Annotated in this window: 20 protein-coding genes; 10 read left to right on the plus strand and 10 right to left on the minus strand. The window is 69.0% G+C overall.

Features of this window, described 5'->3' with window-relative positions; genetic code table 11:
- Window positions 1-31: 31 nt before the first annotated feature.
- The 5 genes from DC434_RS02190 to DC434_RS02210 all read right to left on the minus strand — a co-directional run bounded on the left by DC434_RS02190 (window position 32) and on the right by DC434_RS02210 (window position 3,377).
- A complete protein-coding gene (locus DC434_RS02190) occupies window positions 32-568 on the minus strand; it encodes a hypothetical protein (RefSeq protein WP_116633624.1) in 537 nt (178 codons plus the stop codon).
- Window positions 569-605: 37 nt separating this feature from the next.
- The gene (locus DC434_RS02195; protein ID WP_116633625.1) at window positions 606-1,301 is read right to left on the minus strand and encodes a zf-HC2 domain-containing protein; all 696 of its coding nucleotides are present in this window, start codon (window positions 1,299-1,301) and stop codon (window positions 606-608) included.
- A complete protein-coding gene (locus DC434_RS02200) occupies window positions 1,298-1,819 on the minus strand; it encodes a sigma-70 family RNA polymerase sigma factor (RefSeq protein ID WP_116633626.1) in 522 nt (173 codons plus the stop codon). Before DC434_RS02200 ends, DC434_RS02195 begins: the two co-directional genes overlap by 4 nt.
- 137 nt (window positions 1,820-1,956) lie before the next feature.
- Window positions 1,957-2,763: a thioesterase family protein gene (locus DC434_RS02205; RefSeq protein WP_116633627.1), complete on the minus strand. Its 807-nt coding sequence runs from the start codon at window positions 2,761-2,763 to the stop codon at window positions 1,957-1,959.
- Window positions 2,760-3,377 carry a LysE family translocator gene (locus DC434_RS02210; protein WP_116633628.1) on the minus strand — a complete coding sequence of 206 codons (618 nt, stop codon included), beginning with the start codon at window positions 3,375-3,377 and terminating at the stop codon, window positions 2,760-2,762. The genes DC434_RS02205 and DC434_RS02210 overlap by 4 nt, the downstream gene beginning before the upstream one ends.
- A gap of 80 nt (window positions 3,378-3,457) precedes the next feature.
- Here DC434_RS02210 and DC434_RS02215 point away from each other — a divergent pair, with 80 nt between their 5' ends.
- The 7 genes from DC434_RS02215 (at window position 3,458) to DC434_RS02245 (ending at window position 6,591) form a co-directional block, all read left to right on the plus strand.
- Window positions 3,458-3,916 (plus strand): Lrp/AsnC family transcriptional regulator, encoded by a 459-nt coding sequence (locus DC434_RS02215; protein ID WP_116633629.1) that lies wholly within the window; start codon window positions 3,458-3,460, stop codon window positions 3,914-3,916.
- A 144-nt stretch (window positions 3,917-4,060) separates the two neighbouring features.
- On the plus strand, window positions 4,061-4,552 hold the full coding sequence (locus DC434_RS02220) for an Asp23/Gls24 family envelope stress response protein (RefSeq protein WP_116634004.1): 492 nt from the start codon (window positions 4,061-4,063) through the stop codon (window positions 4,550-4,552).
- Window positions 4,549-4,737: a DUF2273 domain-containing protein gene (locus DC434_RS02225; protein WP_116633630.1), complete on the plus strand. Its 189-nt coding sequence runs from the start codon at window positions 4,549-4,551 to the stop codon at window positions 4,735-4,737. Before DC434_RS02220 ends, DC434_RS02225 begins: the two co-directional genes overlap by 4 nt.
- Window positions 4,737-5,132 (plus strand): hypothetical protein, encoded by a 396-nt coding sequence (locus DC434_RS02230; protein ID WP_207769872.1) that lies wholly within the window; start codon window positions 4,737-4,739, stop codon window positions 5,130-5,132. Before DC434_RS02225 ends, DC434_RS02230 begins: the two co-directional genes overlap by 1 nt.
- Entirely contained in the window at window positions 5,129-5,713 is a 585-nt protein-coding gene (locus tag DC434_RS02235) for a DUF6286 domain-containing protein (RefSeq protein WP_116633631.1), read from the plus strand. Before DC434_RS02230 ends, DC434_RS02235 begins: the two co-directional genes overlap by 4 nt.
- Window positions 5,710-6,315 (plus strand): hypothetical protein, encoded by a 606-nt coding sequence (locus DC434_RS02240; protein ID WP_116633632.1) that lies wholly within the window; start codon window positions 5,710-5,712, stop codon window positions 6,313-6,315. The genes DC434_RS02235 and DC434_RS02240 overlap by 4 nt, the downstream gene beginning before the upstream one ends.
- A gap of 102 nt (window positions 6,316-6,417) precedes the next feature.
- Window positions 6,418-6,591: a CsbD family protein gene (locus tag DC434_RS02245; protein WP_116633633.1), complete on the plus strand. Its 174-nt coding sequence runs from the start codon at window positions 6,418-6,420 to the stop codon at window positions 6,589-6,591.
- Between the two features lie 76 nt (window positions 6,592-6,667).
- On the opposite strand, the gene DC434_RS02250 is transcribed toward DC434_RS02245, so the two are convergent.
- Window positions 6,668-9,133 carry a X2-like carbohydrate binding domain-containing protein gene (locus DC434_RS02250; RefSeq protein WP_165807974.1) on the minus strand — a complete coding sequence of 822 codons (2,466 nt, stop codon included), beginning with the start codon at window positions 9,131-9,133 and terminating at the stop codon, window positions 6,668-6,670.
- A gap of 172 nt (window positions 9,134-9,305) precedes the next feature.
- Between DC434_RS02250 and DC434_RS02255 the strand changes: the two genes are divergently transcribed.
- The 3 genes from DC434_RS02255 to DC434_RS02265 are packed head-to-tail and all read left to right on the plus strand — an operon-like array spanning window position 9,306 to window position 13,937.
- Window positions 9,306-11,768 (plus strand): glycoside hydrolase N-terminal domain-containing protein, encoded by a 2,463-nt coding sequence (locus DC434_RS02255; protein ID WP_116633634.1) that lies wholly within the window; start codon window positions 9,306-9,308, stop codon window positions 11,766-11,768.
- The gene (locus DC434_RS02260; protein ID WP_116633635.1) at window positions 11,758-12,732 is read left to right on the plus strand and encodes an acetylxylan esterase; all 975 of its coding nucleotides are present in this window, start codon (window positions 11,758-11,760) and stop codon (window positions 12,730-12,732) included. The genes DC434_RS02255 and DC434_RS02260 overlap by 11 nt, the downstream gene beginning before the upstream one ends.
- A gap of 38 nt (window positions 12,733-12,770) precedes the next feature.
- A complete protein-coding gene (locus DC434_RS02265) occupies window positions 12,771-13,937 on the plus strand; it encodes an ROK family transcriptional regulator (protein ID WP_116633636.1) in 1,167 nt (388 codons plus the stop codon).
- 102 nt (window positions 13,938-14,039) lie between these two features.
- Here the strand turns inward: DC434_RS02265 and DC434_RS02270 are convergent, their stop codons facing one another.
- The 4 genes from DC434_RS02270 to DC434_RS02285 all read right to left on the minus strand — a co-directional run bounded on the left by DC434_RS02270 (window position 14,040) and on the right by DC434_RS02285 (window position 19,916).
- Window positions 14,040-15,671: an extracellular solute-binding protein gene (locus DC434_RS02270; protein ID WP_116633637.1), complete on the minus strand. Its 1,632-nt coding sequence runs from the start codon at window positions 15,669-15,671 to the stop codon at window positions 14,040-14,042.
- A gap of 52 nt (window positions 15,672-15,723) precedes the next feature.
- Window positions 15,724-16,701, minus strand: coding sequence for a carbohydrate ABC transporter permease (locus tag DC434_RS02275; RefSeq protein WP_243408760.1), 978 nt, complete (start codon window positions 16,699-16,701; stop codon window positions 15,724-15,726).
- Window positions 16,698-17,672, minus strand: a complete 975-nt coding sequence (locus DC434_RS02280; RefSeq protein ID WP_243408761.1) for an ABC transporter permease subunit — start codon at window positions 17,670-17,672, stop codon at window positions 16,698-16,700. The genes DC434_RS02275 and DC434_RS02280 overlap by 4 nt, the downstream gene beginning before the upstream one ends.
- A gap of 78 nt (window positions 17,673-17,750) precedes the next feature.
- Window positions 17,751-19,916: an alpha-galactosidase gene (locus DC434_RS02285; protein WP_116633638.1), complete on the minus strand. Its 2,166-nt coding sequence runs from the start codon at window positions 19,914-19,916 to the stop codon at window positions 17,751-17,753.
- Window positions 19,917-19,957 lie beyond the last annotated feature (41 nt).

A 19,957-nucleotide genomic window follows, 5' to 3' on the forward strand; every position in this document is an offset into this window, starting at 1 on the left:
GTTCGTCGCCGAGCGCTCGACGGATGGGACGTCAGGACAGCCAGCGGCGGCCCCGCACGAGCGGCTGCGACTGCCACCAGGCACCGAGACCGATCATCGATCCGGCGCCGATCGCGGCGAGGAGCCAGCCGACGAGGATGTACACGAGGTGCTCGTCGACGATCGGGTTGTTCGAGAGGGGCAGCGCGCTGAGGTAGATGCCGCCCATCACGAGCGTGCCGCCGACGGCGGCGAGACGCAGGCACACGCCGGCGACGAGCGCGACGCCCACGGCGCCGAGGCCGAGCATGAACAGCACATCGACGACCGGGTTGCCGGCCATGGAACGGAAGACACCCGCGAGTGCACCCTCGGTGTGGCCCAGGTATCCGGCGCTCGGCGATTGCCCCGCCAGCACGGATCCCTCCGGCGGCGTGGCGACACCGAGGCCGAAGAGCTTGTCGATGAACGCCCACAGGTAGACGAATCCGAGCGTGATCCGGGTGAGGCCGCCGAAGACGCGTGCCGAAGGGGCGTCGAGGGCGGATCGTGCAGGGGCGGCGTGGGCGACCTCAGAGCGAGTGGACATGTTCTTCCTCCGGTGGTGATGGCGTTGTGGTCGTGGGTCAGCGCGGGGCGACGGCGAGCAGGATGCCGGATGCTGCCGACAGCTCGATCCGGGAGATCTCGTCGAGCGGGGTCGAGGTCGCCGCGGAGAGCCCGGTCGTGCGGGGCCCGCCGTCGCTCTTCCAGGTCGCGACGACGGTGCGGATGCCGGTGGCGTCGACGACCGCGAGCTCGTAGTCCCGGTCGGCGTCGTCGTAGTCGTGGTCGGGCGCGATGCCGGGCGGGTAGGAGCACGACCAGTCGAGTCGCGTGCCCCACGGTTCCCCCGTGAGCGACAGGTCGGCGCGCACGCCGCTGTTCCCGACCGGGTCGAGGCGCACGGATTCTCCGGCCGCGACGACCGCGGGAGTGCGGAGGCCCAGGGTGACGCCGTAGCCGGCCGCTCCGCCGAGGAGGATCAGTCCGACGGCGGCCGCGGCGAGCAGCATCCGGCTCTTCCGCCTCCCGTCGCGTACGCGATCGGCCAGCGCGGCGAACGAGGGGAGATCGGATGCCGCGGCATCCGCGGGCGCCGCCGCTCGGACGGCCGGCGCGGGGGCGGCGGCGAGCAGCGCGGGCAGGGGAGCGAGTTCGCTCACCGACTGCCGGCACGAACGGCATCCGGAGACGTGTCGTTCGAACTGCCGGCGCTCGGTCACGCTCAACGCTCCGAGCACGTACGCGGCATCCCACTCGGTGTACTCATCGTCGGTCATGACACGACGCCTCTCTCCTGCAGGGCGAGGCGGAGCGCCCGCATGCCGTAGTGCAGACGTGACTTCACGGTTCCGGCGGGGATGCCGAAGTCGTCAGCGAGCTGGGCGACGCTCTTGCCTCCGTGATAGGCGCCGCTGATGACGGCCTGGTGGTCGGCGGGAAGGGTCGACAGGGCCTCGGCGATGACCCAGCGCTCGAAGAGGCGGTCGGTGTCGTCGTCGTGCGCGCCCTCGGGGAGGGCTTCCACCACGACCTCGCGCCGCCGGCGGGCGCTGCGCAGATCGTCGGTGACGAGATTGCGCGCGACCCTGCACAGCCATGCCCGGATCACGGGCTCGGGCCTGGTCAGGATCTCGGGGTTCTGCCACGCGCGCAGGAGAGTCTCCTGAACGACGTCGTCGGCGAGGGCGGCGTCGTAGGGGAGCGAGATCACGAAGCCGCGTAGCATTCCGGAATAACGGTCGTGAGCGGTTCGCAGCAGCCGATCGGCATCCGTCGGTGCTGGGAAGTCGTTCATCGGTGCGCGCGCACCTCGAGCCGTCTTTCCGCGGTTCTGCGAGTCATCGCGACCGTCCGCTTCCCCATGTCATCCCCCGTCTCCGGTGCGCGGAAACGCACCCTCCGAGGAAGAGACGATACGGGTGGGCGAAAGGTTCAGAGGGAATTCACGCGCAGCGTGAGCGACTGCTGGACCGTGCCGATCGGCCCGACGTCGTCGTGCAGCACGGTATGCGTGAGACCGTGACCGCGGGGCCCGAAGCTGACGGTGGTGTCGAAGCCGATCCAGTCGCTCACCGGGGCGCGGAACAGATGAGCGGTGAGGTCGACGTTCGGGAACGCCATCACGGTCGGTGCGATCAGCGGGGTGACGCCGTTCGCGATGTCGACCAGTCCCAGCATCCGCGCGGTGGTGCTGACCGCCGTGCCGGCGATCAGGGAGATCTTCGGCCGCATCCAGAATCGGGCGCGCCCCGGCCGTTCCTCATCCCGCCGGACGTCGACGGTCGTGACATACTCTCCCGGCCAGATCTCGGACGCATCCCACGGCGCCATGTCCGCGCGGGAGGGGATCGGCGACAGGGCGGATGCCGACACGTCCTCGGTGTCGGAGTCCGCGAGGAACCAGCCGCGGGCGATGACGGCCGCGCGGCCGTCCTGGCTGAGCACCGCCTCGGACAGTTCGATCGTGCGCCCGCGACGGATGACGTGCGTCCGCGTCTCGACCGCGTCGATGGCCAGCGTGCCGAGGATGTCGAAGGAGATGCGAGCGAGCGAGAGGGGGGAGCCATGACGCGCGCGGTGGTCGGTCTCGAGGACATGGGTGAGCAGCCCCAGTGCGGGAGCGATGTGCTGCTCCGCGGTGTTCCATGCGCCCTGCACCCCGGAGGTCGCGCGGAAGGTGATCGGATCGATCGGCTCGAAGTAGGCCGGAGTCACGAGGGGGGTTTCGACGGAGGTCATGGGTGGAGGAGCCTCTCGATGACGAGGAACAGACCGATGGCTATCATGGCGACGCCGGACACCCGACTGACGACACGCGCTGCGGTGGGCCGGGAGTGAAGTATCCGATTCGCACCGTACCCGACCGCCAGGTACATCGCCGCGCAGCTCACGATGTGGACTAACCCGAGGACGGTGATCTGCACCGCCAGGGGCCAGGGAGCATCGGCGTCGGTGAACGGCGGGAGCACCGCCAGGAAGAGCAGGAACACCTTCGGGTTCAACCCGCTCACACCGAAGCCCTTGAGCCACCAGCGCCAGGCCGAGCCGGATGCCGCATCGTCGCTGGGACGCACGACGGAGGGATGCCGCAGGGTGCTGATGCCGAGCCAGATGAGATAGAGGGAGCCGACGATCGTGAGCACGGTCAGGGCGCCCGGAATGCTCATCACGATCGCGCCGACACCGGCGGCCACGATCAGGGTGGCGACGAGGTGGCCGGTGAGCAGTCCGACGACGGCGGGCAGCACCCGGCGGTTCAGCCCCGCGGTGATGGCGTAGGCCCAGTCCGCTCCGGGGGTGATGACGAAGAGTGCGGAGACGCCCCAGAAGGCCAGCAGTGCGGCGAAACTCATGGGGAAAGGCTATTGGCGATGAGGGCGAAGGTGCTTTCAAATTCCTTCCCTGCGGGGGCTTATCGTGGAAGGATCATCGTATGGATGCCATCGACAGGAAGATTCTTTCCGAACTCCAGCGTGACGGCCGGCAGACCCTCACCGAACTCGCCGAGCGCGTGCAGCTGACGATGTCTCCCTGTCATCGTCGGCTGCGCGAACTCGAGCGCGACGGCGTGATCGTCGGCTACCGTGCCGACGTGGACCCGGCGTCGGTCGGTTTCGGCTTCCAGTCGCTCGTGTTCGTCACCATGCGGGAGTCCACCCGAGACATCATCGCCACGTTCGAAGAAGCCGTTGCGGCGATCCCGTACATCCTCGATGCCGACAGGCTGTTCGGAGAGCCGGACTATCTCCTTCGCGTCGTCGCGCGGGATCTCGACCACTTCCAGCAGATCTACGACGAGCGGCTGAGCGCGCTTCCCGGGGTGCAGCGGCTGAACACGACAATGGTGATGCGCTCGGTCGTCGACGACCGCTCGCTCCCGCTGGACGGCTGACGCCGGCCGGTTTCCCCGACGTCGTCGGAGTGATTCGTGACGAATCGGCGGGACCTCCCGTCTTACCTGTGAGCGAGGAAATCGCTCCCGGTCGAAGCCCCCCAGGGGCCGGTGGCCGGCCCTCAGATCGAGACAGGACCCGTCATGGCAAACCAGGACCAGAACACCGCCGCCCCCGCCGAGAAGCCCGCCACCTCCGCCTCACGCGTGGATCGGTCCTCGAGCTTCTCGACGTCCCGGATCCCCGCCGACGCGGATGCCGCAGGAAAGACGGTCATCGCCGACGGCGTGGTCGCCAAGGTCGCCGGTATCGCCGCTCGTGAGGTCCCCGGCGTGTTCGCGCTCGGTGGCGGCGGAGCGCGCGCCTTCGGTGCGATCCGCGACGTGATCAACGCGACCGACCTCGCCCAGGGCGTCAAGGTCGAGGTCGGCGAGACACAGGCCGCCGCAGACCTGACCATCGTCGTCGAGTACCCCGCCCCGATCCAGGAGGTCGCGAGCAACGTGCGGTCGGCCGTCGCCGGCGCCATCAGCCGCCTCGTCGGCCTCGAGGTCGTCGAGGTCAACGTCGAGGTCAACGACGTGCACGTGCCCGGAACCGACAACCAGGAGAACGAGGAGTCGCGAGTCTCATGAGTCCCACCGTCACCGGCGCCCTGATCGGCGCTCTCCTCGCTCTCGCGGCGCTGCTGTTCGGGTTCTGGGGATTCCTCCTCATGGCCCTGTTCGCCGGCATCGGTGCGATCGTCGGCCGGATCGCCTCCGGCAAGATCGACGTCCGCGGACTCGCGGACGCCTTCACAGGGCGGCGCACCTCCTGATGCGCGTCGACCAGCACCTCGCCCCCGGTGGCGGTCCCGCGGGGGTCGCCGCCGGAGGGGGAGCCGTCCGAGGCCGCATCGACGTGAGAGAGCGCGCGTACCGCACGGTCACCGAGCAGGCGTCCGCGACCCTCATCGGCGTGCCCCGCGGTGACGTGAAGGTCGATGTCGCCGAACACCCCGCGGGGATCGCCGTCCGCATCGCGACGCCGCTCCCCGTGCCCGATCTCGACGACACCGCCGCGATCGCCGAAGGGATGCCCGTGCTCGACCGGGCACGTCATCTCCAGGAGCAGCTGCAGGAGCGGCTCTCGGGCATCCTCGGCCGTGAGGTGACGCGCATCACCCTCACCATCACCGGTGCCGCCATCCCCGAAAGGAGACGAGTGCGATGAGCACCCCGGTCCTGCGCCGCGTCGTCCGACGCGAGACGCACTCGCCGCGCACCGTCGCGACGTTCGTCGCCGTCATCCTGCTGATCCTGGCCCTCGCGTACATCGGGCTGGAGATCGCGCTGAGCCTCGCTGCCCAGCCCGCGCTCCTCCTCGGTCCCGCCGCCGCGGGCGGATGGCTGGTCGGGCTTCCGACCGCTCAGCCCGCCGGACTGGTGATCGCGGGCAGTGTGATCCTCGCCCTCATCGGCGTGGTCTTCGTGTGGCTCGCCGTCGCCCCCGGGCGTCTGTCGAAGCACACCATCGACGCGGGCGACCGCGCGGTCGTCGTCGATAACGGCGTCATCGCGAGCGCCCTGGCTCAGCACCTGTCGGAGGAGACGGGCCTCGCTCGCGAGAACATCACCGTCGGCGTCGGCCACCGCAGCGTCAACGTGACCGTGCGCCCCGGCGCCGGCGTCCCGCTCGAGAAGAGCGCCGTGCAGTCGGCCGCCGAGGCGGAGCTGCAGACATACCGGCTGACCAGGAACGTTCGCACGCGGATCCGCATCGAGCGTCCGGACGAGAAGGAGGACTCGCTGTGAACACCACGAATCGTGCACTCAACCGCACGCTGCTGCTGATCATCGGACTGCTTTTCCTCGCGCTCGGGGCGGTCGGCATCGCGATCATGAGCTGGCCCACCGCGGCCGACGTCTGGACGGCCGCCGGAGAGGACGCGCGCTCCTGGCTCGACCAGGCGATCGCGGCACCCGTCATCGCGGGCGGCTCCCTCTCGTGGGTCGCGGTCGCCGCGGTCCTCGTCGTCGTCGTGCTGCTGATCCTCGCGCTCACGAGCATCGCGGGTCGCCGCTCGAAGACCGTCTTCCGCTCGTCGGGTGCGCAGAATCCGCTCGGTCGGGTCACGGTCACCGAGTCGTTCGTATCGGATGCCGTGAAGAACTCGCTGGCGTCACGCGACGAGATCCTGTCGTCCAGCGTCACGGCCAATGACATCAAGAGCCGGCCCGTGCTGCACGTGGCCGTCACGCCGCGGCAGAACACGGATCCCCGCGAGGTCGTCGATCACCTCGATCGTCTGCTCACCAACCTCGCCGCCCTGACCGGACGCGAGCCGGAGACCTACGTCTCGATCCACACCGGTCTCCGCGCGCGTCTCGCGCACGATCAGCGTCGGCTTTCCTGAGTCGCCTCCACCCAGACTTATCGCCGGTCGCTGCGCGGCACGCCGATAAGGCGTCGGGGGATCATCCCGACGTCATGATCACCACAAGGAAAGGAGCCCCCCATGGGACTCGATGACAAGATCAAGAATGCCGCTCAGGACATCGCCGGCAAGGCGAAGGAAGCGATCGGCAACGCGACCGACAACGACAAGCTCGTCGCCGAGGGCAAGGCCGACCAGGCCAAGTCCGACGTCAAGCAGGCCGGCGAGAACATCAAGGACGCCTTCAAGAAGTGATCACGGCGACCTGAGTGCCGGGGTGGGCGGGGGAGACCCTGTCCACCCCGGCATTCTCCTGTCGGCCGTCGTTCTCTCAGCGGGTCACGTACGACAGTCCGTCGATCGTCAGGACGTCACCCGACGTCTTGACGATCTTGATCGTGTGCTCGCCCTTGCGCAGGTCGCCGCTCGTGAACAGCTCCTGACGGGTGAGCCGCGCATCGCCGTGCAGATCGATCGTGTCGACCAGCTCGCCGTCGATGTAGACCTCGGCGGTGCCCTGGTCGGGTCCGATCGCACCCGTGAGCGTGACCTTCGAACCGGTGAAGCCGAGCGAGACGGACGCGCCGTCGACGCTCGACCAGTGCACGTCGTCGCGGAGATCGCCGCGGAAGCGGAACTCCAACGCCGTGTCGCCGTCGGCGAACGAACCCATCAGTGCGGCACCGATGGCCACCTCGCGGCCGTCGACCGTGTAGTCGGCTCCGGCCACGAGGGCGGTGCCGTCTCGGAACACACCGAGCAGCTCGCCCGGGTCGCGCCCAAGTGTCACCACGGCATCCGCCGGCTCCGCGCGGTCGAACGCCACGTGGTCGACGTCGAGCACGCCCTCCTGGATGACGTCGAGCTTGTCGAGAAGCATGAACTGTCCGGACTTCTTCACCACCCGGAGAGTGTGACTGCCGTTCGGCAGATCGCGCACGCTGTAGACGACCTGCTGCACGCCGCGACCTTCGGCCAGGAACGTGTCGACCGTGTCGACGAGCTGGCCGTCGAGATAGACATCCGCCTCACCCTGCGAGGAGTGAGTCTCGGTCACCCAGTCGATGCCGGTGCCGACGAAGGAGTACTCGAACGACGATCCGTCGGCCTCGCTGTACTGCACGTCGTCCTGGTAGTCGCCCATGCCCCGACCGGCGCTTCGGCTCCAGGTGCCGCCGTACACGATGCCCGGGCCGTCGTTGTTGACGCTGACCACGTTCGATGCGCCGGTCTCGGGTGCCTCGCCGCCCTGCGCGGAGTCGAAGACCGACACCGTCAGCGCCTGCGAACGTGCCGGGACCTCATAGCCGCCGTTGCGGCCCCAATCGCCGTCGTAGAGCAGCCGCGCGTCGTCGTCGTTGAGGGTGATCGTGCTCTTCTTCGCGGGCGTGAAGGTGAACAGGCGCGTGCCGTGGATCGGCACGTCCTCGGCGACGAACTCGCCGGTTGCGCTGCCGAGGTTCTTCTTGCGCCACAGATCGCGGATCTTCGCAGAGCCGTCGATGCCGATGTCGGCGAACGGGATCGTGATGTCTGCGTCGGTGCGACCGAGGTTGAACACGGCCACGGTCACCGATCCGTCGGAATTCACCGCGTACCAGGTCTGTCGCTGCGTCGCCGTCGAGACCGGGTGTGCGGGACGCCCCGCCTGGTTCACCGCGATGACCTCGTCGTTGGTCAGCAGCTCCAGTCCGTACTCGTCGAGGTTCGTCATGTCGTTGCCGACATACATCGGCGCAGCTCCCACGGCCCAGAACGTCGCAGCGGTGCGGCGCTCGTCCTTGGTCAGGCCGTCCATCGAGCCGTTGCCGACGTTGAGCGAGTCGAAGTCGTTCCATCCCGTGCCGGGGCCGGCGTGCCGCCACCACTCGGCGGCCTTCGGGAACAGGCGCGAGATGTTGTCCCACGTGGTGAGCGCGTCGTTCTCGCAGTAGCACTCGACGTCCCAGTCGACGCGCCAGCCGTTCGCATGCTCCTTCCAGTAGTCGGCGTAGCGGATGTCGAGGGCCCACGAGAGTTCGAACCAGATGCCGTTGCGCTCGAGCGCCTGCGACCAGGCCGCGACGTCGTCACGGGCGTCGATCGACAGGTCGCCGATCCCGGAGCCCGGGGTGACGCTGTCGAACTTCACGAAGTCGATGCCCCATTCGCCGAGCATGTCGGCGATCGAGTCGATGTAGGCCTGTCCGCAAGGGGTCGAGAAGTCGATGCGATGCCCGATGCCCCAGTAGTCGGCCTGCTGGAGGGGGCGCTTCACGACGTCGCCGGTCGTGCACTCGGGGGCGCCGGCGATCGGCAGCTCCGCCTCGTACACCTCGGCCGAGATGCCAGGGATGAAGTACAGCCCGATCTTCTGGCCGTTGGCGTGGACGTGGTCGATGACGGCCTGCAGACCATCGGGATAGAGAGTCGTGCTCGGTACCGGGCGGCCGTTCTCATCCACACCGCCGTTCCAGCCGGCGTCGATGTTGATGTACTCGTACCCGTGCTGCTGCAGCTTCTCGTGCATGGCGTCGGACTGCGCGATGATCTGGTCGGCGCTGATCCAGGCCTGGCCGTTCCCGGCGTAGACCTGCATGCTGTAGCTGCTCCAGCCCATGTACGGCCGCGAGCCCAGTGGCTCGTCGGTCGACGTGGTGGCGGCGACCGTCGTGGCGGCGGATGCCGCGGACGGTGCGGATGCCGCCGGTGTTTCGGCGGCCTGAGCCGAGGCCGTGCCCAGGCCGAGCGCCAGGGTGGCGGCGGCCAGAACGGCCGGCCATCGCAGCCTCGTGGTCGGGCGATCGTTGTGGATCATGTCTTTCCTCTCATGGCGGTTCGACGGTGAACCCCGCGCGTCTTCGCGCAGCCCCCAGAAGGTTCGGCAGCGGCTACTCCGTCCAGCATCGGAGCCGCCGCAAATTACTTGACGTCGGTAATTAATCACGATTAGGCTCGTATTGCAAGCAGCCATCTCGTCAAGGAAGACCATGCCGCTCCCCACTCCCGAGTCCCGTTTTCGTCCCGCAGGAACGCTGCGCCTGGCGTGGAATCTCCCCGCATCGAACTGGAACGAGGCCACGCCGCTGGGCAACGGCCGTATCGGCGCGATGCTGTTCGGCGGCGCGTCCGGACGCTATGCGCTCAACGACGCGACCGTGTGGTCGGGCACGCCCGACGGGCCTGCCGACGCCCTGCGCGATGTGCTCGACGCCGGCGCCGGGCCCGAGCGTCTCGCCCGCATCCGCGCCGCTCTCGACCAGGGCCGCACCCGAGAGGCCGAGGACCTGCTGATGGCCTTCGAAGGGCCGTACTCGCAGGAGTTCCTGCCGCTCGCCGACCTCGACGTGCACATCGACGGCTCCGAGGCCCTCGCGCCCGCCCGCGTGCTCGACCTCGATGAGGCCGCGATCACCGAGACGCTCACGATTCCCGGCGGCACCGTGCGCCGACGGTCCTGGATCTCGGCCCCCGCTCGGGCCCTGATCGTCGAGATCACCGCGGATGCCGCGTTCACGGCATCCGTCTCCCTGCGCACGGCCCTGCGTGACGCAGGCTCGGCGGTTCTTCCGGACCTGAGCGGGATCACGCTCGACATCGTGGCGCCGATCGACGGCGCCCCGCTGCATGAGACGGCGGTCGACCCGCCACTGACCTACGCCGCCGACGACTCCGAGGCGTTCGACGCCTTCGCGGCCGTCGCCGTCGCCTGGAGCACCGATGGACTCGCGGAGCGGACGCCCGAGGGCGTCACCCTCCGTGGAGCCCGTCGGCTGCTGATCGCCCTCTCCACATCGTCCCGCGCCGCGTCGTGGTGGGCCGGCAAAGACGAGGAGGGGCGGACCGTCTCGCGTGAGACGATCCGGAACCACGCCACGGAACAGGCGGATGCCGCGGTCCACCGCGGCGCATCGACGCTGTTCGAGGAGCACGTCGCCGATCGACGGCGCGCGACTCCGGCGAGGTTCGCGATCGGCGGCCGGCGGGAAGGCACGTGGGACGTCGACCGCGACATCCTGCACGGACCAGACCTGCCGCTCAAGGCCACCGTGATCGCGGAGTTCGGCGCCTACCTGCTCGCCTCCTGCTCGCGGAGCGGCGCCCCGGCGGCGAACCTGCAGGGCATCTGGAACGACGAGCTCCAGCCCGCCTGGTCCTCGAACTACACGATCAACATCAACACCGAGATGAACTACTGGGCCGCTCCCGTGCTCGGCATGGACGACGCGTTCGAGCCGCTGCTCGGCATGGTCGAGAAGCTCGCTCGCAACGGCGCCGACGTCGCCCGCGGCCTGTACGGCGCCCGCGGATGGGTCGGGCATCACAACTCCGACCTGTGGGGCTGGGCTCTGCCGGTCGGCGGGGGCCACGGTGCACCGAGCTGGGCGATCTGGATGATGGGTGGCGTCTGGCTCACGCACAGCCTGTGGGACGCGTACGAGTTCGGCGGCGACCGCGAACTGCTGCGCACCCGCATCTGGCCGCTGCTGCGCGGTGCCGCCGAGTTCGGTCTCGACTGGCTCGTGCCGGATGCCGAGGGGCGACTGCGCACGTCGCCGTCGACCTCTCCGGAGAACTCCTTCTTCGCCCCCGACGGCGAGGGGACCGCGGTCGGTCTCACGTCGGCATCCGATCTCCTGCTCCTGCAGAGCCTTTTCGAACGTGCGCGGACGGCGATCGACGTGCTGCAGATCGACGACGACGCGCTGCGCGCCGAGCTCGACGAGGCGCTCGCGCACCTCGACCCGGTGATCGTCCGCGCCGACGGCCGGATCGGCGAATGGTCGGAGGATGTCGTCGAGGTCGAACCGCTCCACCGCCACATGACGCCGCTGATCGGCATCCACCCGCTCGATGTGACCACGCGCGAGCGCACGCCCGAGCTCTTCGACGCCGGCATCCGCCTGCTCGACGCCCGCGGTCCCGGCGCCATGGGCTGGTCCTGGGCGTGGAAGATCGCGCTGCGCGCACGGATGCGCGACGGCGAGACCGCCGCGTCGCTGCTGGACGAGGCACTCACGGCGTTCGACGGCGATGCCATGCGGCACGGCCCGGTCGACGGTTCGGAGTGGGGCGGGCTGCTGCCGAACCTGTTCAGCACGCATCCGCCGTTCCAGATCGATGCGAACCTCGGGTTCCCGGCGTCGATCACCGAGCTGCTGGTGCAGAGCCATGGCGGCGTCGTGCGGCTGCTGCCAGCGCTCCCGTCGGAGTGGCGCGAGGGCGACGTGCAGGGCATCCGGGCGCGCACCGGCCTCGAGGTCGACCTGGCGTGGAGCGACGGGCGCCTGAGCGAGGCGCAGCTGCGCAACCGGCTCGACGAAGACCGCGACGTGGTGATCGAGCACGACGGCGTCCGAGTATCGGTGACCATCGCTGCGGGCGGGGTGTTCGACGTGCCCGTGGGCGACCTCGCCGGCGCCGTGGTGGGAGGATCCGCCGATGCGCGGTGAGACGACGACCGTCGACATGCCGACGACCCAGACCGAGCCGAGCGACTTCGATGACTTCTGGGCCGAGACGCTCGCCGAGACCAGGCGCTTTCCGCTCGACGTCACGATCGAGCCGCGCGAGACCCGGCTGACGGTGATCGACGTGTTCGAGGTGACGTTCCGCGGATTCGGCGGGACGCGCATCCGCGCCTGGCTCCGCTTGCCCCACGGTGCGACGGAACCCCTGCCGGGACTCGTGCAGCTCTTCGGCTACGGCAACGGACGAGGTCACGCACTGCGCGACCTGCGCTGGGCCGCCGCCGGATACGCCCATCTCGTGGTGGACGCGCGTGGCCAGGGGCACGGAGACACCGAGGACGACCACCCCGAGGGCGGGCCGTCTGCCGGCGGGTTCCTCACCCGGGGGCTGCGCTCGCCGCGTGAGTACTACTACCGGCGGGTGTACGCCGACGCCGTGCGCGCGGTCGAGGCGCTGCGCTCGCTGGAGGCCGTCGACGCGTCGCGCGTCGGCGTCGTCGGAGCGAGCCAGGGCGGCGGTATCGCGCTCGCGATCGCGGGTCTGGTGCCGGATCTCGCGGTGGCGATCATCCAGGCGCCCTTCCTCTGCGAACTGAACCGCGCTGCGGACCTGAGCAGCGAGGAGCCGTACGCGCTCCTGACCCAGTACTTCGCCGATCGCCGGCTCGACACGGCCGCCGCCCTCGACACGCTGCGCTACTTCGACGGGGTCAACCACGCCAAGCGCGCGACCGCCCCGGCCATCCTCAGCACCGGCCTGCGTGACGGCATCACGCCGCCGGCATCCGTCCTTCCCGCCTTCACCGCGTACGCCGGCGAGAAGCAGATCGTGCTCTGGCCGTACAACGGCCACGAGGCCGGCGGCGACCTCGATGAGGAGAACGCGCTGGAGTTCGCGGCGACGAACCTGGCTTCCGGTGCCTCAACCTCCGCACGGCGGGGCTGAGGATTCGCTACCGTAGCCGATAACGACTGAGGAATTCGATGGACCACGACACCGCCGCACGCACCTCCCTGATCCGCTCCGCCTCGGATGCCGGGTCGAAGGTGTTCGCGACGATCCTGACGCGCAGTCCCATCAGCCGCATCGACATCGCGCGACAGACCGGACTCTCGCAGGCCGCCGTGACGAAGGCGGTCTCGCCGCTCGTCGCCGCCGGCCTCGTCGACGCGCCCCCGGCCGCGCACCGCGACGGCAACCCCGGACGCCCGGTCGCCCCGGTCTCGATCGTGCCCGAGGCGATGATCATGCTGGGCGTGAAGGTGAACGTCGACGAGATCATCGCCGTCGCCACCGACCTCGGCACCGCCGTGCTCGCGGTCGAGCGCCGACTGGTCCCGCACCACGATCCGGATGCCGTCCTCGAGGCGATCGTCGAGGTCGTCGGCGTGCTCGAGGCCGCGCTCGGCGAGCGCTCCGCCGCGATCGCCGGTCTCGGCGTCTCGGTCTCGGGCGATGTCGACACTCAGGCGGGAGTCGTGCGCGAATCGGCGATCATGGGCTGGCGCGACGAGCCGTTCGGCGCGCGGCTGCAGGAGCGTCTCGGTCGGCCGGTCACCCTCGAGAACGACGTGCACGCGCTGACGGTCGGCGAGCACTGGTTCGGCGTCGGCCTCGGCACGGCCTCGTTCGCGATCGTCACGATCGGCCGCGGCATCGGCAGCGGCCTGCACCTGAACGGCCAGGTCGTGACCGGAGCGTACGGCGTCGCCGGCGAGATCGGGCACCTGCCCCTCGCCGACCCGCAGCGGATCTGCCCGTGCGGCCGGCAGGGCTGCGTCGAGGCCGTCGCCTCGACCGCGGCCATCGAAGCCGCGGTGTCGGCCGCGCACGGTCGTCCCATCGCGATCGACGAGGCGGTCAAGCTCGCGCACAGCGGCGATCGGGCTGCCGAGGCCGCCTTCCAGGAGGCCTCCGCGATCATCGGAACCGCGATCGCGACGCTCGTGAACCTGACCGGACCGGAACTGGTCATCATCGGCGGCGAGGGAGTGTCCAACTTCGACCTGTACGACGCCACCCTGCGCAGCGCCTTCGATGCGCACGCGTTCGGGGCGGCCGCGCGCTGCCGCATCGTGGTGCGCCCGCACACCTTCGAGGACTGGGCCCGCGGCGCTGCCGCGGCCGCGATCCAGTCCCTCGTGCTCTGACGCGCAGCATCCGCAGCGTCCGGGGACCGAAGTCCCGGCATCCGTCCCGGACACAGAACTGCCCGGCGGGGTCATCCCGCCGGGCAGTCACCGCTCTCGTGATCAGAGCGCGTCGTACAGCTTCTGCTGCAGCTCGAGGTAGCGCTCGACGCCGAGACCGTTCAGGTCGTCGATGTACGCCTGCCAGGCGCCGTCGTCGTCGATGTCGCGCTGACCGGTGGCGAACTCCGCCTGCGCCTGCGTGATGTAGGTCGCGATGTTCGTCTGCAGCTCGGCGATCTCCGCCGAGGTGTCGGGGTCGGGCCACAGCTTGTTGTCGGGGAACAGCAGGTCCTCGTCGGGCGCGAACGGCTCGTACAGCTGCGTCGCCTCGAGCAGACGGCGCTCGTAGCCGTCGGGGGAGTAGACGTCCTCCGGCACGACCTGCGAGTTGCGGTACTCGAGCGAGTCCCAGTACTGGCCCATCGAGCGCCATGAGGCGTTGGACGTCTCGTCATAGGTGAGCGGCTTGAACGTCGGCTCGAGCTCGGGGTCAAGGGCGAGGTCGCCGTCCTCGGCCGGAACCCAGGCCTCGCCCTCCGGTCCCATCGCGCCGAGCCGGTCGCCCTCGTCGGTCACCAGGTAGTCGATGAGCTTGATCGCCTTGACGCGCTCGTCCTCGGTCGACTTGTTCGTGAGGGCGAACATGCCCAGCGGGCTGACCTGCGAGCGGAAGGTGGCGAACTGCGTGCCGTCCGGGCCCTTCACCGGAGCCACCGCGTCGTAGTGCTTGTCTCGTCCGTCGGGAGAGTCGGCCGTGACGATCTCGTACGGGTGCAGCACTGCTGCCGCGCCGAGGATCTCGGCTTCCGCGTTGTCGCCGAGGGCGCGCAGCGCTTCACCGTTCTGCGTGAAGGATGCCGTGTCGATCAAGCCCTCCTCGGCGAGCGATGCGATGTACTGCAGACCCGCTCGCCAGCCGTCCGACGTCGCCGAGAGCTCGACCTTGCCGCCGTCCATCACCATCGGCGGCGGACTCGAGGGGCTGCCGTACGGTGCGTAGGCGAACGCATTCATGAAGTAGTTGATGACGGGCTCGGATGCCGATGCGCTGAGCGCGACCTCGTCGGCCTTGCCGTTGCCGTTGGGGTCGTCGTTCTTGAACGCCCGCAGCACCTCTCGGAGCTCTTCGGTGGTCGTCGGCTGCTCCAGGCCGAGCTTGTCGAGCCAGGTGGTGTTCATCCACAGCTTCGAAGGGTAGCTGCAGTGGAAGCACTCGGTGAACTGCGTGATCGCGTAGATGTGCCCGTCGGGCGCGGTGACCGACTGCTTCCAGTCGGGCTTCTCCTCGAAGCGCTCTTTGAGGTTGGGGGCGTACTCGTCGATCAGGTCCTCGAGCGGGACCAGCACTCCCTGCTGCCCGTACTTGAGCACCTCGCTGCGCGAGAAGGCGTCGACCCACGGCACGAGGAAGTACGCGTCGGGGTAGTCGCCGCTCGCGAGCGAGACCTGCCGCTTCTCGCCCGCGACGCTGCCGTCGTAGGTCGTGGTCTGCCAGTCGAAGTCGATGTCGAACTTCTTCTCGACCAGCTGGGTGAACGCGTTGTCCTCGAGCGAGCCGTTGTCGCCCTGGGGGCCGAACGCGACCAGCTGGCCGTTGTCGTCGTCACTCGGCGACGTGCAGGCGGCCAGCGCCGCCGTCGCTAGGGCCAGCACGCCTGCGGCGGCCACCCCTCTGATGATGCTGTGTCTCATTGCCGGAATCTCCTTTGCCCGGTTAATGGGTGATGTGGTGGGTCTGTGGGGGTCAGCCCTTGACGGCGCCGACCATGATGCCCTTGTTGAAGTGCTTCGCCACGAACGGGTAGGCGACGAGCATCGGTATGGTCGCGATCACGACCGTCGAGTAGCGGAGCAGATCGGCGAGCTCGCGGCGTCGCAGCTGCTCGGCAACGTCGCCGCCGCCGCCGGAGTCGTTCAGGATGAGCAGGCCGCGCAGCACGAGCTGCAGCGGTTGCAGGTCGGCGTCGCGCAGGTAGAGCAGGGCGTCGAAGTACGAGTTCCACTGCATGATCGCGTACATCAGGGCGATCACCGCGATCAACGGCTTGGCCAGCGGAAGCACGACTGTCCACAGGATGCGGAGTTCGCTCGCGCCGTCGAGCTGCGCCGCCTCGTACACCTCGTCGGGAACGGCGGAGCGGAAGTAGACGATCGCGATGATCACCTGCCAGACGCCGATCGCATTCGGCAGCAGCATCGACCAGCGCGTGTCGAGCAGGCCGAGCGACTGCACCACGAGGTACATCGGGATCACGCCGCCGCTGAACAGCATCGTGAAGACGACGCCGCCGGTGATGACCTTGCGTCCCACGAGCTGCATCCGCGACAGCGGATAGGCGATCGCGACCGTGCCGAGCACGCTGATGGCGGTGCCGGCGACGGTGTAGAAGATCGAGTTGCCGAAACCGCGCAGGATCGCCGGGTTGCCGAGCGCCTCCTCGTATCCGCGGAAGGTGAACTCGACGGGCCAGAACAGCACGCGCCCGGACGACACGGCCTGCGGGCTCGACAGCGAGCTGGCGAGGATGTTGAGCAGGGGCAGCAGCACCACCAGAAGGAATACGGAGAGCAGGATGTAGGCCGCGACGATGAAGACGCGATCGGCCCTGGTCTCCTTGACCTTCACACCGCGCATCCTGGGGTCGCGCCGCCGACGGGGCTTCTTGTTCTTCGCGACGACGATCTCCTCGGTGAGGAGGGCCTCGGTGTTGATCGTGGTCACCACAGTCCGTTCCCCGTCACTCGCTTGGAGACGCCGTTCACGACCACCAGCAGCACGAGGCTGATCAGGGCGTTGAAGAGACCGATGGTCGCTCCCAGACTGAAGTTCGCGTTCAGGATGCCGGTCTTGTAGACGTACGTCGGGATGATCTCCGAGGTCGACAGGTTGAGCGCGTTCTGCAGAAGGAACGCCTTCTCGAATCCGATCGCCATGATGTTGCCGACACCCAGGATGAGGATGATGGTCGCGGTCGGCAGCAGGGCGGGGATGTCGACGTTCCAGATCTTCTGGAGGCGGGTCGCGCCGTCGATCTTGGCCGCCTCGTAGAGCGACGTGTCGACCGAGGCGAGGGCGGCGAGGTAGATGACCGCCGAGTATCCGGTCGTGGTCCAGATGTCGGTCGCGACGTAGATGTGGCGGAAGAAGTCGGCATCGGCGAGGAGATCGACCTGTCCGGCGCCGAAGAAGCTGAACGTCCTGCCGAGGAGCCCGACTCTCGGGGAGAGCAGCAGGATCGTCATCGAGACGACCACGACGGTCGAGATGAAGTACGGCGCGTAGGTGACGAGCTGCACCGTGCGGGTGAAGAAGCGCAGTCGCACCTCGTTGAGGGCCAGCGCGAGGATGATCGGCAGCGGGAAGCTCGCGATCAGCGTGTAGCCGGCCAGGAGGAACGTGTTGCCGACGAGCCGCGGGAACACCGGGTTGCGGAAGAGGTTCGCGAAGTTGTCGAGGCCGACCCAGGGGCTGCCCCACACGCCGTCGATCGGGTTGTAGTTCTTGAACGCGATCACGGCGTTCGCCATCGGGATGTAGCGGAAGACGATGAACCAGATGATGGGGATCAGGAGCAGCAGGTACAGCTGCCAGTAGCGGCGCAGACTCCGGACGAGACGCGAGGGGCGCCGGGGTGCGATCGCAGGCGTCTCCGCCGGGGTGGCGGGGAGGTCATGCTCGACACTGAGCGTCATGGCTACCTTCTCGAGGTGGATTACTTTACAACGTAATATAACTCTGCCTCAGGAATTGTGCAACCCTGAGTGGATGCCTCAGGCCTCGATGGCCGTGAAGTGCAGGAGCATCGCCTGGCTGGGGTTCAGCACCGGCAGCGGCAGTCCCTGCTCGAGCACGGCACCCGTGCAGATGAGGTCGTCGCTTTGCCGCAGCCATGACGGGTCCTCGACCTCGTGGCGGCTCGCCGGACCGGCCTCGTCGCGCACCCGCACGCGGTAGTGCGTGCGCGGATCGAGTCCGGGGATCTGCACGCGCGGCGTGTGAGCGACGCCGCTGGTCTCGGTGCGGACCCACGCGAACAGTGCTTCGCGTCGATCGTGTGCGACGATGCCGTGCAACAGCGCACCATCGTCGACCGTGTCGGCGCGAACGGTGACGCCCGAGTGGATCAGGCCTCGCATCTCCTTGTACAGCGCCGCCCACGCCGCGATCCCACGGCGTTCGTCCTCGGTTGCCGTGTCGATGTCCCATTCCAGGCCGGCGTGCCCGAACAGAGCGGTGACCGCCCGGAAGGAGAACGACGCGTGCCGGTGTGTGGTGTGCGACTCGGCGGCGCCGATATGGGAGCCGATCAGCTCGGGCGGCAGCAGGGTCTGCGTCCAGCGCTGGATGCTCTGGCGTTCGACGGGGTCGTTGCAGTCCGACGCCCACACGCGATCGGTGCGCGCGAGGATCCCGAGATCGACCCGTGCGCCACCGCTCGCGCATGACTCGATCTCGAGCAGCGGATGCCGACGGCGGATCTCGTCGAGCACGCGGTAGACGCCCTGCGTGTGCGCCCGTACCCGCCGATCGCCGTGGGCCCCGAGTGCTGCGTGCAGATCGCGGTTGTGGTCCCACTTCACGAAGTCGACGGCCGCTTCGGTGATCACCGCGTCGAGGCGGTCCACGACGTACGTGGCCACCTCCTCGCGGGAGAAGTCGAGCACGAACTGATGACGCGACTCGAGCTGCCGTTCCTCGCCCAGGAGCCAGTCCGGATGGGTGCGGGCGAGGTCGGAGTCGGGGTTCACCATCTCGGGCTCGAACCAGAGGCCGAACTGCATGCCCCGTTCGTGCACCCGGTCCGACAGCGGCCGGAGCCCGGCGGGCCAGACCTCGTCGTCGACGAACCAGTCGCCGAGTCCGGCGTGGTCGTCGCGGCGCCCGCGGAACCAGCCGTCGTCGAGCACGAACCGCTCGATGCCGAGTTCCGCGGCAGACCCGGCCAGGGCGGAGAGTGTGTCGAGGTCGTGTTCGAAGTACACGGCCTCCCACGTGTTGAGCAGCAGGGGGCGTGGCGATCGGGGGTGTTCGGGGCGGGAGCGGATGGCGGCGTGCAGTCGCGCGGTGACGCCGTCGATCCCCTCATCGCTCCAGACGAACAGTGCCTCCGGCGACCGGTAGGTCTCGCCGGGTCGGAGGCGGATCTCGCCGGCATCGACGAGCTCGCCCGTACCCAGTACGGAGCTGTGCACGCCGGCACCCTCCGGGAGGCGTTCCACGAGTGTCTCCTGGTTGCCGCTCCAGGCGAGGTGCGCGGCCCAGATCTCGCCCGCGCGGAACCGGAAGCCCGCGGTCCCTGCCATCGTGAGCAGCGCGGAATCGTGCCCCGGCCGCCCGCGCCGGGAGGAGCGGAGCCGGGTGCCGTCGTGGATGGGCGAACGCTGCGGGCGGCGCTCGTTGGTCCAGCGTCCGGAGAAGTCGAGCACCTCCTCTGCGCGACCGGGCAGCGGGAGGAGCGCGCGAGCGGCGCGGACGTCGACCGCCCGATCGGCGGTGTTGCGGAGCTCGATCGTGGCGTGCAGGATGCCGGCGGCGTCCAGCCGATAGGCGAACACCACGTCGGCGAGCGAGGCCGCGTCGTGCATCGTGAACTGCACCTCGGACTCCGCGGCGTCCGTCGAGATGAGCGTGAAGCCGTCGATGACGGCACCCGTCGCATCCGCCTCGATCGCCGGAGTGCCCGACCATCCGTGTGCGCGGCCGGCGGCGATCGAGAACGACCGGGGGATGTCGATCGAGCTGTTCATCACCGCCGGGGTCGCCGTGGCGATCATGCCGGCGACATCGTCGTCGTCGAGCGCTCGACCCCAGTGCGCGAGTGCCGGCGCCCCGAACGCGTCGGCGGCGAACACCACGCTGACACCGCCGCGGCGGAGGTGCGCGAGGGCGCGCGTCCCGAGGGGGTCGACGCGAGGGAGACTGATACTTGACGTCATGAATTAATCATCCGGGTTCGCTCGACGCACCGCAACCCGAA

It is taken from the genome of Microbacterium sp. TPD7012 (assembly GCF_003075395.1).
In the GTDB taxonomy this organism is placed as follows: Bacteria; Actinomycetota; Actinomycetes; order Actinomycetales; family Microbacteriaceae; genus Microbacterium.

What these genes read in the sequence shown, in the direction of transcription:
- DC434_RS02190 (WP_116633624.1), bottom strand. Translation starts at nt 568, where the DNA reads ATGTCCACTCGCTCTGAGGTCGCCCACGCCGCCCCTGCACGATCCGCC.
- DC434_RS02195 (WP_116633625.1), bottom strand. Translation starts at nt 1,301, where the DNA reads ATGACCGACGATGAGTACACCGAGTGGGATGCCGCGTACGTGCTCGGA.
- DC434_RS02200 (WP_116633626.1), bottom strand. Translation starts at nt 1,819, where the DNA reads ATGAACGACTTCCCAGCACCGACGGATGCCGATCGGCTGCTGCGAACC.
- DC434_RS02205 (WP_116633627.1), bottom strand. Translation starts at nt 2,763, where the DNA reads ATGACCTCCGTCGAAACCCCCCTCGTGACTCCGGCCTACTTCGAGCCG.
- DC434_RS02210 (WP_116633628.1), bottom strand. Translation starts at nt 3,377, where the DNA reads ATGAGTTTCGCCGCACTGCTGGCCTTCTGGGGCGTCTCCGCACTCTTC.
- DC434_RS02215 (WP_116633629.1), top strand. Translation starts at nt 3,458, where the DNA reads ATGGATGCCATCGACAGGAAGATTCTTTCCGAACTCCAGCGTGACGGC.
- DC434_RS02220 (WP_116634004.1), top strand. Translation starts at nt 4,061, where the DNA reads ATGGCAAACCAGGACCAGAACACCGCCGCCCCCGCCGAGAAGCCCGCC.
- DC434_RS02225 (WP_116633630.1), top strand. Translation starts at nt 4,549, where the DNA reads ATGAGTCCCACCGTCACCGGCGCCCTGATCGGCGCTCTCCTCGCTCTC.
- DC434_RS02230 (WP_207769872.1), top strand. Translation starts at nt 4,737, where the DNA reads ATGCGCGTCGACCAGCACCTCGCCCCCGGTGGCGGTCCCGCGGGGGTC.
- DC434_RS02235 (WP_116633631.1), top strand. Translation starts at nt 5,129, where the DNA reads ATGAGCACCCCGGTCCTGCGCCGCGTCGTCCGACGCGAGACGCACTCG.
- DC434_RS02245 (WP_116633633.1), top strand. Translation starts at nt 6,418, where the DNA reads ATGGGACTCGATGACAAGATCAAGAATGCCGCTCAGGACATCGCCGGC.
- DC434_RS02250 (WP_165807974.1), bottom strand. Translation starts at nt 9,133, where the DNA reads ATGATCCACAACGATCGCCCGACCACGAGGCTGCGATGGCCGGCCGTT.
- DC434_RS02255 (WP_116633634.1), top strand. Translation starts at nt 9,306, where the DNA reads ATGCCGCTCCCCACTCCCGAGTCCCGTTTTCGTCCCGCAGGAACGCTG.
- DC434_RS02260 (WP_116633635.1), top strand. Translation starts at nt 11,758, where the DNA reads ATGCGCGGTGAGACGACGACCGTCGACATGCCGACGACCCAGACCGAG.
- DC434_RS02265 (WP_116633636.1), top strand. Translation starts at nt 12,771, where the DNA reads ATGGACCACGACACCGCCGCACGCACCTCCCTGATCCGCTCCGCCTCG.
- DC434_RS02270 (WP_116633637.1), bottom strand. Translation starts at nt 15,671, where the DNA reads ATGAGACACAGCATCATCAGAGGGGTGGCCGCCGCAGGCGTGCTGGCC.
- DC434_RS02280 (WP_243408761.1), bottom strand. Translation starts at nt 17,672, where the DNA reads ATGACGCTCAGTGTCGAGCATGACCTCCCCGCCACCCCGGCGGAGACG.
- DC434_RS02285 (WP_116633638.1), bottom strand. Translation starts at nt 19,916, where the DNA reads ATGACGTCAAGTATCAGTCTCCCTCGCGTCGACCCCCTCGGGACGCGC.